This is a genomic window from Singulisphaera chitinilytica (assembly GCF_049331405.1).
GTDB lineage: Bacteria > Planctomycetota > Planctomycetia > Isosphaerales > Isosphaeraceae > PoT.
Genome location: NZ_CP186274.1, coordinates 4,147,365 through 4,162,882, shown reverse-complemented (window position 1 = coordinate 4,162,882; position 15,518 = coordinate 4,147,365). Strand labels below are relative to the sequence as shown.

Below are 15,518 nucleotides of genomic sequence, written 5' to 3'. Positions count from 1 at the left end.
GCATTATCCGGTCGGGGACCTTCGCGGCTCGTGCGTCGCCGCCACGGCCTGAAGGCTTTGCAATCGCCCCGAATTCTCGTGCCGGAAACCGAGGTACGATGTTGGCCTGTCTTCGGTTAGAATCGTCGAAGTCGTCGGCTCCGAGTGTCGCCATGCGCCTTGGCCGAGAGCCGAACGTGAAGCTCCCTCTCCTCCCTTCTGGACACATGCCTCGATGGGTCTCATCGAGTTCCTGATCTTATCGAGCCTGGTCTTTGTGAACGGCTTCTTCGTCGCCGCCGAGTTCGCCCTGGTGAAGGTGCGGAGCAGCCAGATCGAACAAATGGCCGAGGAAGGGCACTGGGCGGCGAAGTTGACGAGCCGGGCCCTCGACCGGCTCGACGCCTATCTCTCCGCCTCGCAACTCGGGATCACGGTGGCGAGCCTCGCACTGGGACAGGCCATCACCACCTGGGTCGAGCCCGCGGTCTTGTCGGGGCTCACTAGGGTCGGGATCATGCAGGCCGAGCATGCCGGGAAGTCGGGGCCGATCTCGATCGTGGCGACGCTCATCGCCCTCTCGTTCGTGACCTTCCTGCACATGGCGCTCGGGGAACAGGCCCCCAAGAGCCTGGCGATCCGCTCGGCCAAGCCCGTCGCCCTGATCACGGCGCCGGTGCTGATGGCCTTCTACTACCTCTTCTTCCCCTTCATCTGGCTGCTCAACGGGGCGAGCAATCTCACCCTCTGGATGCTCGGCCTGGGCAAGACCGACCACGACGAGGTCGCCCACACGGAAGAAGAACTGCGACACATCGTCGCCGAGAGTGTGGCGGGGGGGCATCTGTCGAGAAATGAGCGCATCCTGATCGAGAACGTGCTCAATCTCGAGGAGAAGACGGCGCGGCGGATCATGGTGCCTCGCCCAGATATCGTCTATCTCAGCCTCTCCCGCCCGATCGAGGACAACCTGCGGATCGCCCGCCAGGCGGGGCACACGCGTTATCCGCTCTGCGAGGACGACCTCACGACGGTCATCGGCATGATCCACGTGAAGGATCTGTTCCGCGCGGGGACCGCCAGCAACGGCCGACCCGACCTGCGGAAGTGGGTGCGGAAGATCCCGTACCTGCCCGAGACGATGAGGCTCGACCTACTCCTCGTCGAGTTCCAGCGCAATCGCATCCACCTCGCGATGCTGCTCGACGAATACGGCAGCATGGTCGGCATGGTGAGCCTGGAGAACGTCCTGGAAGAGCTCGTCGGCCCGATCCAGGACGAGTTCGACCGCGAGACGCCCCAGGTGCTTCCCCTGGCCGGCGGCGGCTTCGAGGTCGACGCGACGTGCCCCGTCGACATCCTGGCCGAAGCCTGCGGCGTCGAGGTGCCCGAGACCGACGCCGAGACCGCGGGGGGCCTGATCCTCGACCAACTCGGCCGGCTGGCGAAGAAGGGGGATAGCATCGTCGTCGGCAACCACCGCCTGACGGTGATCCTCGCCGACCCCACCCGGATCCGCCGGATCAAGGTCGAGTCGCTCAAGCCCGACGCCTCCGAGAACAGCGGCATCATCGACGGGGCCTCGATCTGATCGAGGCCCCGTCGAAAGGATTGTCGGCATAGCATCAAGATATGTAATCTTGATGCTATGCCGATTCAGTCGGCTTGCCGACCCCGATCTGGTCGAGGAACTCGTTGATGTACGACTCGATCGCGCGAGCGGTCCGGTTGTACGTGTCCCGATCCGAGCCGACCGGGTCCGCGACGTCGTCACCCAGGGGGTGGAGCAGGCGAGCCCGGGAGGTGCATTCGGGCACGATATCGATCAACGCCTCGAGGTGGTCGTTGGTCATCGCGAGGATCTGATCCGCGTGCCGGATCATGTCGGCCGTGAGTTGCCGGCTCGAGTGCTGTCGGAGTGATCCGCCAAGAGTCTCGACGACGTCCATGGCGTGGGCCGCTGCCGGCATCCCATTCGAAGTGGCGATCCCCGCCGAGGCCACCACATACCCGCGATCCTCGATCTCCGCGAGGGTGCAGCCGAGTCGCTGGGCCAGCAGCACCTTGCAGATGGCTTCTGCCATGGGGCTCCGGCACGTGTTGCCGGTGCAGATGAAGAGGAAGATCGTCCCCGCCATCCGCTTCACGGCATTCTCGCCGATCACGCCCTGCCTCACGATGCTCCAGGAGCCTTCGTCGACACGGACGCAGGTCGTAGCTCCCTCGTATGGGGGGGGGCCATCGTCGAGGACCATGTCGATCCCCTCGACGCCTTCGAATTCGGCGGCGGAGGAGGTCTCGCAGAGCCTGCCCGGTTTCCCGTGGCTCATGACGAGGGGGCCGGGCAAGAGCCGCAAGATCTCGCGCAGGAAAGGGTAGGCGGGTGATCTCAGGGCCACGGAGCCGTCGGGGATGATCGACGAACGCACGCCGGCAGGGAGGCGCAACGTTAAGCCCGACGATTCTGAAACAGGGAAGAGTAGCACCACCGGCCCCGGCCATGCTCGCCGTGCGAGTCGCCAGCCGACTTCCGACAATTCGGGAACCCAGTCGGCGACCTCTCCAACCCCTTTCACGAGCAATGCGAGGTCGAAGGGTTCGCCCGCGCCGCCGAGGTGACGGAGCCGTTGGACCGACTCCGGATGAAGGGCGCTCGCCACCAGTCCATACGACGTCTCGGTCGCCAGGCCGACGATCCCCCCCTGTGCCAGGCAAGCCACGGCCCGATGGACCACGTCCCGGCGGTCATCGGCCCGTGCCAGGTCGATAAATTCCGGCTGCAATGAAGGATCGTTCATCGGTTTGCGTGGGGAGGAGTGACGGGCCAAACGATCAAGGATTGCGGCCGCCGCTGGCCGATTTGCCAACCACTTGGGGAGTCACTCTACGGGCTTTCGTCGCGCGGGGTCAACCCGGTCTCGCGACGTCGCGGGCTATTCCGTAAACCAGATGTCGATCCTCGCACCCCGACCACTTGACTCGAATCGACGGGCCGGGGGCTCGTCCCCTTCGGGACCCGAATAGACTCGAGTCGTCCCCGGGAGAGAACACCCTACGGCTTCATAAGAGCAAGGTCAGGCCGGGGATTTCCCGGATCCGGGCATAAATGCCGCGGACATGCTCCGCCGATTGAACGGTAATGTCGAGCGTCAAGGCGACGTGTCTACCGCCGGGAGTCCTTCGCACGGTGTAGTCGAACTCGGACTCGCTGACGAGTTCCGAGATGACCACCTCGACGACTCGTTGTTCGAAGTCATCCTCGGCGTTGCCAATGGCCTTGATCTGATAAGTCCCCGGAAATGGATGGGTGGACTCGAGCAATTCTTCGGATGGGCGATGATCACCTTCGGGCGTATTAGGCGTCGACTCGACCGATTCCTCGTCGGGGCGATGATCCATGACCGACTCCTGCGCCCCGGATCGGGGCAGAAAGAGGATTGATCCTTCAATCATACGCCCGATCGGGCAACAAGGCCAATCAAGCGAAGCTCACATGCGGCGAGACCACAATCCGTTTGCCGCACGCTTTGCAGGCGTCGGCCTCGATCGCTTGAAGAGTTAAGTCGTACGAATCCTTCGGGAGGCGAACGTCCTGGGTCGAACTCGAGAGAAACGAAAAAGCCTCGAAAGGCAAGATGCCCGTCGAGGCTGGGAATTTCGTTGCGGAATCGGAGATTCCGAATCGAGCGGGATCGAGAGGATCCGCAAGGTCGCGAATCCTCCCCCGCTCATTTCTTGCGGTGACGGATCCGGCTACGCATCCGACGCTTCTTCCGGCCGACCTTGCGGCGGCCCTTACCACGACGACGACTGGCCATGCGATCTCCTCAACGAACTTCGCCGGAAGGCGGAATCGGACCTCGACCCGGGTGAGTCACGAAAGTCTCACAGTTTATCGAGGTCCCGCGGCCGGCTCAAGACCTTCCCTTGTCCGGGCCGTTGTTTTCCGGCCGATTCTCGAGCCCGCCGTTACCGGTCGCGCCGGCCTCTCGCAGCGTGGCAACGAGTTCATGGATGTTCAAGGGTTTGGGGAAGAGCCAGTCGATCCCCCAGTCGCCGATGTCACCAGGCTCGTCGGCGATGTCCCAGCCGGTGATCAGCGCGACCTTCGGCGGGTTCTGGAGTTGTGAGGCGAAACGGGCGATCTCGCGCCCGTCGAAGTCGGGCAGGCGCAGGTCGGTGAGGAGGAAGTCGGGGGGCGGCGTGGACCGCAGGACCTTCAGGGCCGAGGCCCCGTCGAGGACGGTGGTCACGTCATAGCCGAGGACCCGGAGGATCTTGGCCAGCCCCTTGCTCGCGGCGTCGTTGTCCTCGACGAGTAGGATCTTGGATGGGTTCATCGCTCGGGAACGGCCGTGATCGGAGAAGCCGTGAGAGTGCCACTCCTGAACGGCATTATTCACCAGGCTCATTGGCGTCATAGGGATTTCGCCTTCCAATCCACGTTCGAGAGTCGAGCGAGGGCGACCATCAAGGCATGGGTCCCTTTCCGTCCCAATCCCTGCGCCTCGACGGCCCGGTACAACTGCTCCGCGAGCGCGAGGCCCGGCAGTGCGAGGTTCATCCGGCGCGATTCCGCCAGCGCGATGCCCATATCCTTCAGGAAGTGCTCGACGAAGAAGCCGGGCTCGAAATTCCCGGCGATCATCCGAGGGCCCAGGTTGTTCAGGCTCCATGAGCCCGCCGCCCCGCTGCCGACGCTCTGCAGAACTTGCTCGAGATCCAGGCCCGCCTTCGCCCCGTAGAGCAAGGCCTCGCAGACCCCGATCATGTTGGTGGCGATCAGGATCTGATTCACCATCTTCGTGTGCTGGCCTGCCCCCGCGGGCCCCTGATGGACGATGGTCTTGCCCATCGCCTGAAACAGCGGGAGCAGGGCGTTCACGGTCTCGGCCTCGCCCCCGACCATGATCGAGAGCCGGGCTTCCTTGGCGCCGATGTCCCCGCCAGAGACGGGGGCGTCGACCGACTTGACCCCTTTGGCCTTCGCCGCCTCGTCGATCTCCCGGGCCAACGCGGGCTCGCTCGTCGTCATGTCGACGAGCACCGCCCCCTTCTTGGCCCCGGCGAGGGTCCCGTCCGCACCGAGGGTCACCTCGCGGACGTCACGAGGGAAACCGACGATGGTGAAGGTGACATCGCTCGCCTCGGCAACCTCGCGCGGAGAGCCCGCTTCCACCGCGCCACGATCCAGGAGCGGTTGAAGTCGAGCACGCGTCCGATTGTAGACGGTCGCTTGGTACCCGGAGGCGATCAGATGACCGCACATCGAGACGCCCATCACGCCCGTCCCAATCCAACCAATTCGCGTCTTGCCGGGAGAGAACGACTGGGACATCGTCAACCTTACCTCAAAGAAGCGTCATAAGAGACCTACGTCTATTTTCAAACACTCGCGACCCTAGCAGATTAATACAGTCTACAAAAGCGAGGATTACGCCGAGAGCAAGTCTGATGCCTGTAATCACCAAATCGCAAAGGGAATTCGCAAACATGGGCGCGATCGAGAGCGGATCGCCTTGTGAGGCCATGGTTGCATGAATGGCCTGGGCCTTTCATGGTCGTGTCAGATCTTTGGCAACATCGCCAACAAAATCCAAAGTGGCTTACGACCCTAAGCCCGATCCGTGACACGCTAATACCGACGAGCCGTGTCTTTTTTCGCTGGCGGCCTGATATCGGGAAGTCTAGGATGTTGAACAACGCGAGGCAACCGTCCCGGTCCGCAGATCTCGGTCCTGAAGCGAGTTTTCCGAGGTCGCGCACGCCCGCAAGCACGAAACGAGAGGGATGTGACGATGCGAGGAATGAAGCCGACCCTCATGCTGTCAGCCATCGTTGTGGTCGGGCTGGCCGTCTGGGCGAGTGCCTTCGTCGACCAGTCGGGGAGCCAGATGGCGACCGCCGCGAACCGATTCCTCGCGGCGCTCGACGAGAAGCAGAAGGGGGAGGCCGTCTTCGCCTTCGACTCCGCCGAGCGGCTCAACTGGCACTTCATCCCTCGGGCGCGTAAGGGGCTTCCCATCAAGGAGATGACCCCCGCGCAGCAGTCGCTCCTCTTCGGGGTCCTGCAGACGGGCCTCGGGGCCTCGGGCTACCTCAAGGCGACGACGATCATGAGCCTCGAGCAGATCCTCCGAGACGTCGAACAAGGCAAGGGCCCGGTCCGCGACCCGGAACTCTATTATGTGTCGATCTTCGGCACGCCTGCCGAGACCGGGCGCTGGGGCTGGCGGTTCGAGGGACACCACCTCTCGCTGAACTTCACGCTCGACGGCGGCAAGATCGTCGCGGCGACCCCCGTCTTCTTCGGCGCCAATCCCGCCGAGGTCCGCGACGGCTCGCGCAAGGGCCTCCGCACGCTGGCCGACGTCGAAGATCGGGCCCTTCGCCTCGTCCAGGCCCTCACCGACGAGCAGAAGAAGGTCGCCATCACGGCCGAGAAGGCGCCGAACGACATCCGAGGGGCGAACACGCCGCAGCCGCCGACCGAAGCCGCCGAGGGTATCAGCTACGGTCAATTGAATGATGATCAGAAAGCGATGCTCAAGTCCCTGGTCGAATCCTACGCGGGGGACATGCCTCTCGAGGTCTCGACCGCCTGGTTTGACGAGATCCGCCAGGCCGGCCCCGACCTCGTCCGGTTCTCCTGGACCGGGCCTGCCGACCGCACCCAGCCCCATGCCTACAAGATCCAAGGGCCGACCTTCCTGATCGAGTTCAACAACACGCAGAACAACGCGAACCACATCCATTCGCTCTGGCGCAACACGCTCGGCGATTTCGGTATCCCCGTCGCCGCCAAGTAATCGAGCCGTCCAGAAATATGAATCCCGCCGCATCCCCGGTCGAGGAACTGTCCGCCCCGAAGCTGGCTCGCCGCATCGAAGACGGCGAGTCGCTTCTCCTCCTCGACGTCCGCGAACCCTCCGAACGCGCCTACTGCAAGATCGCTGTCCCCGCGACGGTCAAGGATCTGCATCTGCCCATCGGCTCGATAGCCGAGCAGATCGAAACCGTGAAGCAGGCTGCGGCGGACATGCCGATCGTGGTCTATTGCCACCATGGCGTCCGCTCCTGGGCCGTCGCCAACTTCCTATGTCAGCAAGGCTTGAGCGGCATCTCAAACCTGGAAGGCGGCATCGACGCCTGGTCCACGCAGGTCGATCGGGCCGTCGCCAGGTACTAGGCAAACGGACGCCGACGGCAGCAATCTTGACATGCTCAACCCGGCTTAAGAACGCAACGCGGAAATTTATGCAAATCCATAAGACCGATCGTTATTGAGCCGCTGGATGATGGGTCGCGCCTCCTTCAGTACCGCGACCTCAAGCCTGGTGACCAGGTCGGTCCGTCCTTGAGATTCCCCCCCGGGTCTGTTACGAACGCAGGAGTGGCGGGGCGAATCTGGTCAGCGTCCTCCCCACGCCATCCCGCCTTCCTCGATCGAACGGGCAACACGCCCTGGAGACAACTTCATGAGCATCGTGAACCGACGCGATTTCCTCGCGGCTTCCGCCATGGCCGCGACGGCCCTGGGACGATCCTCCGCGCGTGCGGCCGAGCCCGAGACGCAGGGGACGAAGCGGGTCTCCGCCAATGACAAGGTCGTCCTCGGCTTCATCGGCGTCGGCGGCATGGGCACGGGGCTGTTGAACATCTTCAAGAAGTTGCCCGACGTCCAGGTGGCTGCGCTCTGCGACGTCTACGAGCCGCACCTGCTCAAGGCGAAGTCGGAGTCGGGCGGCGACCCCGCGACCTATGGCGACTTCCGTAAGATCCTCGACCGCAAGGACATCGATGCCGTGGTCGTGGCGACGCCCGACCACTGGCATGCGATCCCGTCGATCCTCGCCTGCCAGGCAGAGAAGGACGTCTATTGCGAGAAGCCCCTCTCGTTCCGGATCGCTGAAGGCCGGGCGATGGTCAACGCGGCCAACAAGTACAAGCGTGTCACCCAGATGGGGAACCTCATCCACGCGGGCGAGAACTACCACCGGGTCGTCGAGATCGTCCGCTCGGGCGTGCTGGGGACGATCACCAAGACCCGTGTCTGGATGGCCGCCGACCGCTCCGGCCTGGGAAGTCCCGCCGACACATCCCCCCCGCCGGGCCTCGACTACGACTTCTGGCTCGGGCCGGCGCCGCTGCGTCCGTTCAACCCGAACCGCTTCACGTTCAACTGGCGTTATTTCTGGGACTACGGCGGGGGCATCCTGACCGACTTCTGCTGCCATATCGTCGACCTCGTCCACTGGGCGATGGAAGTCGACGCCCCATCGACGATCTCCGCGACCGGCGGGCGTTACGCGCTCAAAGACAATGCCGAGGTCCCCGACACCCTCGAAGTGGCCTACCACTACGCGAAGGGTGAGCATGGCTTCGACATGATCTGGAGCCAGACCGACGCCAACGCCCACGGCCTCGAGGACATGCCCCAGGGCATCATGTTCCAGGGGACGAACGCAAGCCTCGTCGCCACCTACAGCAGCTACAAGATCATCACGGAGAAGGGCAAGACCATCGCCGAGACGCCGATCTCTCTGCCGAGGTCGAAGGGGCATCATCGCGAGTGGGTCGACGCCATCAAGACCCGCGAGCAGTGCTCCTGCCACTTCGATTACGGCCATCGCCTGAGCTCGGTGGGCCAGCTCGGCAACATCTCGCTCTGGACCGGCGAGAAGCTGAAGTGGGACGCCGAGGCCGAGAAGGTCACGAATCACCCCGAGGCCAACCGCTACCTCGAGCGCGAAGTCTATCGCGCCCCCTGGGCGCTCCCCAAGGTCTAACCTCGGTTCGTTGAGAAGATACGGATACGACAATGAATGAGCTGCTCGCGTTGCCTGGGTGGCAGACGCCCCCGACGACGCTCCAGGAATGGGCGAAGCGGTTGGAGGAAAGCGGGAGCGTCGTCGACGTCAAGCGCGAGTCGACGAACGTCTCCTGGATCGAGTGCAGCCGGCATCGATTCCGGGGCTACGTGGTGATGGCCGGGGAGCACATCGAGGCGATCAACTTCGAGCTATCCCCCATCGACCCCGAGTCGGCCAGGCAAGTGATCGAGGCCGCGGCCCAGGCCCTCGGCTGGGAAGTGCACGAGGATGATGGGGAAGACGACGGTGACGAGGACGACGAATAAGCATCGGGCTCGAGCGGCCCGATTTCGAAGGCATTTCCAAGGGAGAGCGCAATGAAGTACTGGCGACCATTCACGGCCCTGTCGTTGCTGGCCTGCATCGTGGGTTCGGCCACGGCCGGGGAGCCGCGCTGGAAGCAGCACGCGATCAACGCCAAGAGCGAGTTCGAGGCGGCGGGCGTCTTCGACGTGGACGGCGACGGCAAGCTCGACATCCTCTCGGGCGACACCTGGTATCAGGCCCCCTCGTGGGCCCCCACGAAGGTCCGCAAGCTCGACAAGATCGGTACCTATTACAATGAGTTCGCAACCTTACCGTTCGACGTGAACCTCGACGGCAAGACCGACTTCATCACGGCCGCCTACTTCGGCAAGAACGTCGGCTGGGTCGAGAACCCGGGCGAGAAGGGCAAGGAGTGGACCTACCATGAGGTCGACCAACCAGGCACCAGCGAGGCCGCGGCGTTCGTCGACCTGACCGGCGACGGCACGCCCGAAGTCTTGCCCAACTCCACCAACGTCGTGGTCTGGTATGACCTGAGCGCGATCTCCGAGGTCGGCGGCAAGAAGTCGCACGTCTTCAAGAAGCATGACTTCGGCACCGCGGCCGCCGGCCATGGCGTCGGCTCGGGCGACCTTAACAGCGATGGTCGCGTCGACCTGCTGACTCCCAAGGGTTGGTTCGAGGCCCCCGCCAACTCCGAGTCGGAGACGTGGACCTGGCACGGTGACTGGAACCTCGGCGCGACCGGGATCCAGATCCTGGCCAAGGACGTCGACGGCGATGGCCTCTCAGACCTCGTCTACGGCATGGGCCACGACTATGGACTTTACTGGGAAAAGCAGGGCAAAGGGGCCAACGGCGAGCGGACCTGGACCAAGAACCTGATCGACAAGTCGATCGCCTCCGTCCACACGCTCCTCTGGGCCGACATCGACGGCGACGGCAAGGCCAACGAGCTCGTGACCGGCAAGCGCGTCTACGCCCACGAGATCGAGCCGGGAGCGACCGACGGCTCGGTGGTTGCCTGGTATGACTTCGACAAGGTGAAGGGGGAATGGGCCCGCCACGTCATCTTCCAGGGCGAGCCTGCCAAGAACGCCCCCGCCGAAGGTGCCAAGCGGAGCGCCCAGAAGGACTTCCCCGAAGGCACCGTGGGCACTGGCCTGCAGATCACGGCGATCGACATCGACAAGGATGGCGACATCGACCTCGTCTGCCCGGGTAAGACCGGGCTCTACCTGCTCGAGAATCGCGGCTCGGGGCATTGATCTGCCGCCGACCTTGTTTTTAGAAGTGACTTGAAACGGCCCTCGCGAGTTCGCCTCGCGAGGGTCGTCCCGTTTCAACAGCTCGTCATTTGAGCCCGGCGAGGTACTCGACCAGGTCCCGGATCTCGGACTTGCTCAGTTGCTTCACGACGTCGTCGGGCATGGCCGAGGCGCCCCGTGTCTGCTCCTCGATCTCGGACTTGGGCACGGTGATGGCCTTGCCGTTCACGTCGAGGAGACGGATCTGTTGCCCGTCGTCCTCCTTGAGGACGCCCGAGACGACCTGGCCATCGTTGCGGGCGATGACCACCGTCTCGAACCCCTTGGCGATGGCCGCGTTGGGCGTGACGATCGCGGCGAGCAGGTATTCGCGATCGTGGCGACTGCCGATCCCCGTGAGCTCCGGCCCGACCTCGCCGCCTCGACCGTTGACCTTGTGGCAGCGGAGGCAGGAGACCTCGGCCTTCTCGCGGAGGATCTGCGAGCCTCGTTTCGCATTCCCGCCGGCGAGGGCCGCGCGATACGTGGCGAGGGGGTCGTTCGGCGCCTGCGATTCCTCGATCTGCTTGAGCCGATCCTTGATCTCAGCGGCAGGACGCAGCTTGGAGGCCTCGAGGAGGTCGAGCCTGACCTCGGGGGCGACTTGCCGGCCCTTGAGCTTGTCGAGCCACTTTGCGAGCAGGCCGTCAGCCCCGGTGCCGGGCATCTTGCCGAGCGTGGTGAAGGCTCCTTGGCGTTCTTCGAGGCTCCCGTGCTCGAGCACCTCTTCGAGCGCCGTCAGGGCCTGGGCCGGCTCCAGCGTGGCGAGCAGTCGCTGACCCGCGACTCGGACCTCGGCCGACTTGTCATGCACGGCCAGCTTGACCGCCTCGGCGAGATGCGAGTCATGAAGCCGGTCGAGCGCCTGGACCGCACCGACCCGGAGCTCGTTCTTGAGCTTGGTATCCGACACGATCTCCAGCAGGGCTTTCCCCGCATCGTTGATCGGTAGGGGCCCGAGGGCCTCGATCGCAGCAAGTCGGATGGCGTTGATGGGCTGGCGCAGGAGTTCGGGAAGGGGCTTGCGGAAGGCCTCGGCGGCAAGCTCCACCGACCTAGGGGGCTGGGGACGCCAGAGGCCCGTGATGCGGTCTCGGCCCATCGCCTTGCCCGTTTCGCCGAGGACTTCGATCGCTTCGATCCGGATCGATTCGGGTAGGTCGGATCGGGAGGCGAGGTTCGCCAGCCTGGCCATGCTGGCGTCATCACCCAGCCGGGCATTGGCGTTGATGACCCTGCGCAGGAGCGGCTCGTCGTTGATCCCAGGCCGATCGGCGAGGGCGGCGAGAGCCTCGAAGCCCGCGGGGATCGGGGCGTCGTAAATCGCCCGGGCGGCCTCCAGGACGATCGCAGCTGAGGAGTCGTTGAGGAATCCGCTGATCTTCGAGTCGTTGAGCCGCCGCATCGCGAGCAGGACCCCCATCCGCACGGAGGACGAGCTATCACTCATGGATTTGGCGAGCAGGTCATTTGAGTTGATCCCGGTCAGCCCCATGACGGCCGCGTGGCGGAGATAGGGCTCGCGGTCGTTGGCGTCTCGCAAGACGTTCAGCAGGGCGGGTAAGGCTTCCGGACGACCGAGCTTGCCCAGGGCCATCGCCGCGAAGAATCGGACGCGAGGCTGTGAGTCGGCAGCCGCCCCGATCAAGGGTTCGAGGGCCGACGGAACTTTGAGCTCACCGAGGACCTTCGCCGCCTGGGCTCGGACCTCGGCCTCAGAATCCTTGAGCAAGGGTAGGAGCGGGCCGGCGACGTCGACTCGCGCCCTTCCAAGCTGCCCCAGGCCCCAGATGGCATGAAGGCGGGCGGTGAGCTTGCTGGCCGACTTCGCAGCCTGGCTCAAGGAGGTCAGCGAATCTTCCTTCCGTTCGGCCAGGGCGAATTGAGCCTCCTGCCGCACGCGCATGTCGTCGTGATCGAGCAGGGCGACGAGGGCCCCGGCCGGCTTCCGCGACAAGTCGTCCGCGAGAAGAGCCTTGACCTCCTGGACCTTCGGGCCAGGTTCGCCCTTCTCTGCAACGCGGTAGATGCGGCCCTTGCCGGTGAGGTTCCAGCCCGTGACCCAGTCGGAGACGTATAAGGAGCCATCGGGCCCGAAGTCGGCGTCGGTGGCCTCGGCACCCCAGAGGAATTGCTCGGCGTCGACGACCTCGAACGACGCCCCTTTCGGCTTCGTGGCGAACGAGCGGATGCCGCTCTGACCCGCGGCGCCGCGGAAGTCGCAAAGGAAGAAGTGATGGCGGTAACGCTCGGGGAGTCGACTCACGCCGGGCTCATACGTGAACCCGGACGGGCCGTCCGCGATGTTGATCAGCGGAGGAAGGAGGTACGCGGCCTGGCCGTCCCATTGGGGATACCAGAGCTTCTCGGCATTCCATGGCCCTCGGCTCTCCGGGAACTCGAGGTACTGGTAGCCGATCCGCCAGCCGCTGTCGCCCCCTTCGACGAGGTAGACCGCGCGGGCCTTGTCGCCGCTGTCTGAGTTGTTGTCGCAGGTGAAGAGGTTGCCGTGGATGTCGAAGGCGAGCTCCTGCGGGTTCCGCAGGCCGTTCGCGAAGATTTCCAACTCGGAACCATCGGGATTGCAGCGAAGGACGGCGCCCGAGTCGGGGTTCGAGACGAGTCGGCCCTCGGTCTGAACGTGCAGGCCACGGTCCCCAATGCTGAAGTAGAGCTTGCCATCGGGCCCGAAACGCAGGCCATGAAGGTCGTGGCCGAGGAAGGCAACGTGGATACCGTAGCCCTTCTGTAGAGACGTTTTAACGTCTGCCGTGCCGTCGCCATTCTCATCGCGGAGCTTCCAGAGGTCGGGGATGCAGGTGAACCAGACGTCGCCTTTGCGGGCGAGGACGCCCGAGGCAAGGCCGTCCTCGGCGTTGTTGAAGCCGTCGACGAAGATCGTGTCGTGATCGGCCTTGCCGTCGCCATCCTTGTCCACGATCAGGCGGATCCGGTCGTGTTCCTGGGCGAAAGTGGCGAAATCGGCACCGAGATATTTGCGGTACATCGCGATGCGGTCCTCGACCATTTTGCTGGCGACGTCGTCGTCGATCCAGTTCATGTGCGAGCGATTATCGGTGACCCCGTGATGGAGGCGGAAGGTCTCCACCACGTAAAGCCGACCCTTCTCGTCGAGGCAGAAAGAGACCGGATTTGCCACCATCGGCTCGGCGGCGAAGAGCTTCACGGCCACATCCTTCGGCACTCGGATCGAGCCCGCGGCCCGTTCCCCCTCGCCGGAGGCCTTGGCGATGGTCGGCCTGTAAGACGACTCGCCCGAGTTCTCGCCCGCGCCGGGGGGCACCGCGTGGCCGAGCACGGCCAACGCCAGGCAACAACCAATCGTGAGGATCGAGAGAGTGAGGGATCGACGCATCGTTTAAGTTTGCCTGATGGTGGGGTTCCGAGATCGGGTCGGTGAACAATCCCGAGGGAGAGGTTGCCCACATCGTAACGCAACCACAATCGGGCGAACAACATTGACGATTCGATGGACTTTGACTTCGACGTCCCGATCCCGGGATCGGGATAAGCGGCCTCTCGCGAAATTTAGGAGACTTGAGTAGCGGGCGGGGGGTTGTCTCCGACTCTCGGGCTCCTTTAGAGTATCGAGGGCCGAAGGATGAGGCGTCGGCGAATTACCTCCAACCATTTCGCGGGAACCATTCGATGTCCGAGTTCTTTCCCGAAGTTTCCAAGATCGTCTATGGGGGACCTCAGTCTCGAAATCCCCTGGAATTCAAGCACTACAATGCGGATGAGGTGGTTGGAGGCAAGACCCTCAAGGAACACCTGCGGTTCTCGGTCGTCTACTGGCACACCTTCAGCAGCGCCCTCTCCGATCCGTTCGGCGTCGGCACGGCAGTCCGCCCCTGGGACGACGGGACCAACTCGGTCGAAAACGCCCAGCGCAAAGCGAAGGTCGCCTTCGAGTTCATCGAGAAGCTCGGCGCCCCTTTCTACGCCTTCCACGACCGGGACGTTGCCCCCGAGGGTAAGACTCTCAAGGAGAGCCACGCCAACCTCGACGAGGTGGTGAAGGTCTTCAAGGATGAGCAGGCCCGCACCGGGATCAAGCTGCTCTGGGGCACCGCGAACCTCTTCTCGAACCCCCGCTACATGCACGGGGCCGCGACGAGCCCTAACCTCGACGTCTACGCCTACGCCGCCGCCCAGGTGAAGAAGGCGATGGAGGTCACGCTCGAACTCGATGGCGCCGGGTACACCTTCTGGGGAGGTCGCGAAGGCTACTCGACCCTCCTGAACACGGACATGAAGCGGGAACTCGACCACCTGGGCCGGTTCCTCCACATGGCGGTCGACTACAAGAAGCAGATCGGCTTCAACGGCACGTTCTACATCGAGCCGAAGCCCAAGGAGCCGACCAAGCACCAGTATGACTCCGACGCGGCCGCCTGCCTCAACTTCCTGCGGACCTACGACCTGTTGCCGCACTTCAAGCTGAACCTCGAGACGAACCACGCGACGCTCGCCGGCCACGAGATGATGCACGAGATCGATGCGGCCATCGGAGCAGGGGCCCTCGGCTCGATCGACGCCAACACCGGCGACCCGCTCCTCGGCTGGGATACCGACCAGTTCCCGACGAGCATCTACCTGACGACGCAGTGCATGCTCGGGATCCTCGGCATGGGGGGCTTCACGACCGGCGGCGTCAACTTCGACGCGAAGGTCCGGCGCGAGAGCTTCGAGCCGCTCGACCTCTTCTACGCCCACATCGGCGGGATGGACGCGTTCGCCCGCGGCCTGAAAACCGCGCACGCGATCATCAGCGACGGCCGGTTCGCCTCCTTCATCAAGGAGCGGTACAAGAGCTGGGACAGCGAACTCGGCCGCCGGATCGAGTCGGGCAGCGCGAGCTTCGCCGACCTCGAGGCCTACATCATGCCCAAGGGCGAGGCCGCCAAGAACGCGAGCGGCCGGCAGGAAATGCTCGAAAACCTGTTCAACGACTTCATCTGAGGATGGGACTAGGATGGTTCGCGGGCCCACCTGCCCGCGTCGCCTGACGGGTGGATCATCAAAGAGATCGAGGCGGCCTCGACAATCGTGTCGAGGCCGCCTCGATCGT

Annotated in this window: 12 protein-coding genes; 7 read left to right on the top strand and 5 right to left on the bottom strand. The window is 64.1% G+C overall.

From position 1 onward, the window contains the following. Positions 1 to 214: 214 nt before the first annotated feature. Complete coding sequence (locus ACOYYX_RS16680; protein ID WP_422931042.1) at positions 215 to 1,570, top strand: hemolysin family protein; 1,356 nt, start codon at positions 215 to 217, stop codon at positions 1,568 to 1,570. A 55-nt stretch (positions 1,571 to 1,625) separates the two neighbouring features. Here ACOYYX_RS16680 and ACOYYX_RS16675 read toward each other — a convergent pair whose 3' ends face one another. The 4 genes from ACOYYX_RS16675 to ACOYYX_RS16660 form a co-directional block, all read right to left on the bottom strand. Continuing rightward, complete coding sequence (locus tag ACOYYX_RS16675; RefSeq protein WP_422931041.1) at positions 1,626 to 2,762, bottom strand: Sua5/YciO/YrdC/YwlC family protein; 1,137 nt, start codon at positions 2,760 to 2,762, stop codon at positions 1,626 to 1,628. A 277-nt stretch (positions 2,763 to 3,039) separates the two neighbouring features. After that, positions 3,040 to 3,378: a YbeD family protein gene (locus tag ACOYYX_RS16670; protein ID WP_422931040.1), complete on the bottom strand. Its 339-nt coding sequence runs from the start codon at positions 3,376 to 3,378 to the stop codon at positions 3,040 to 3,042. A gap of 515 nt (positions 3,379 to 3,893) precedes the next feature. Further along, entirely contained in the window at positions 3,894 to 4,400 is a 507-nt protein-coding gene (locus ACOYYX_RS16665; RefSeq protein WP_422931039.1) for a response regulator, read from the bottom strand. After that, a complete protein-coding gene (locus tag ACOYYX_RS16660) occupies positions 4,397 to 5,317 on the bottom strand; it encodes an NAD(P)-dependent oxidoreductase (RefSeq protein ID WP_422931038.1) in 921 nt (306 codons plus the stop codon). The genes ACOYYX_RS16665 and ACOYYX_RS16660 overlap by 4 nt, the downstream gene beginning before the upstream one ends. 460 nt (positions 5,318 to 5,777) lie before the next feature. On the opposite strand from ACOYYX_RS16660, the gene ACOYYX_RS16655 reads away from it, so the two are divergent. From ACOYYX_RS16655 to ACOYYX_RS16635, 5 genes are all read left to right on the top strand, one after another. Then, positions 5,778 to 6,788 (top strand): DUF3500 domain-containing protein, encoded by a 1,011-nt coding sequence (locus tag ACOYYX_RS16655; RefSeq protein WP_422931037.1) that lies wholly within the window; start codon positions 5,778 to 5,780, stop codon positions 6,786 to 6,788. 17 nt (positions 6,789 to 6,805) lie between these two features. After that, complete coding sequence (locus tag ACOYYX_RS16650) at positions 6,806 to 7,168, top strand: rhodanese-like domain-containing protein (protein ID WP_422931036.1); 363 nt, start codon at positions 6,806 to 6,808, stop codon at positions 7,166 to 7,168. A gap of 289 nt (positions 7,169 to 7,457) precedes the next feature. Continuing rightward, positions 7,458 to 8,768: a Gfo/Idh/MocA family protein gene (locus ACOYYX_RS16645; RefSeq protein WP_422931035.1), complete on the top strand. Its 1,311-nt coding sequence runs from the start codon at positions 7,458 to 7,460 to the stop codon at positions 8,766 to 8,768. A 32-nt stretch (positions 8,769 to 8,800) separates the two neighbouring features. Beyond that, positions 8,801 to 9,118: a hypothetical protein gene (locus ACOYYX_RS16640; RefSeq protein WP_422931034.1), complete on the top strand. Its 318-nt coding sequence runs from the start codon at positions 8,801 to 8,803 to the stop codon at positions 9,116 to 9,118. Positions 9,119 to 9,169: 51 nt separating this feature from the next. Beyond that, positions 9,170 to 10,387, top strand: coding sequence for an FG-GAP repeat domain-containing protein (locus ACOYYX_RS16635; protein WP_422931033.1), 1,218 nt, complete (start codon positions 9,170 to 9,172; stop codon positions 10,385 to 10,387). Between the two features lie 85 nt (positions 10,388 to 10,472). Here the strand turns inward: ACOYYX_RS16635 and ACOYYX_RS16630 are convergent, their stop codons facing one another. Continuing rightward, on the bottom strand, positions 10,473 to 13,802 hold the full coding sequence (locus tag ACOYYX_RS16630; protein ID WP_422931032.1) for a PVC-type heme-binding CxxCH protein: 3,330 nt from the start codon (positions 13,800 to 13,802) through the stop codon (positions 10,473 to 10,475). 293 nt (positions 13,803 to 14,095) lie between these two features. On the opposite strand from ACOYYX_RS16630, the gene xylA reads away from it, so the two are divergent. Continuing rightward, the gene (gene xylA, locus ACOYYX_RS16625; RefSeq protein ID WP_422931031.1) at positions 14,096 to 15,409 is read left to right on the top strand and encodes a xylose isomerase; all 1,314 of its coding nucleotides are present in this window, start codon (positions 14,096 to 14,098) and stop codon (positions 15,407 to 15,409) included. The last annotated feature ends 109 nt before the right edge of the window (positions 15,410 to 15,518 follow it).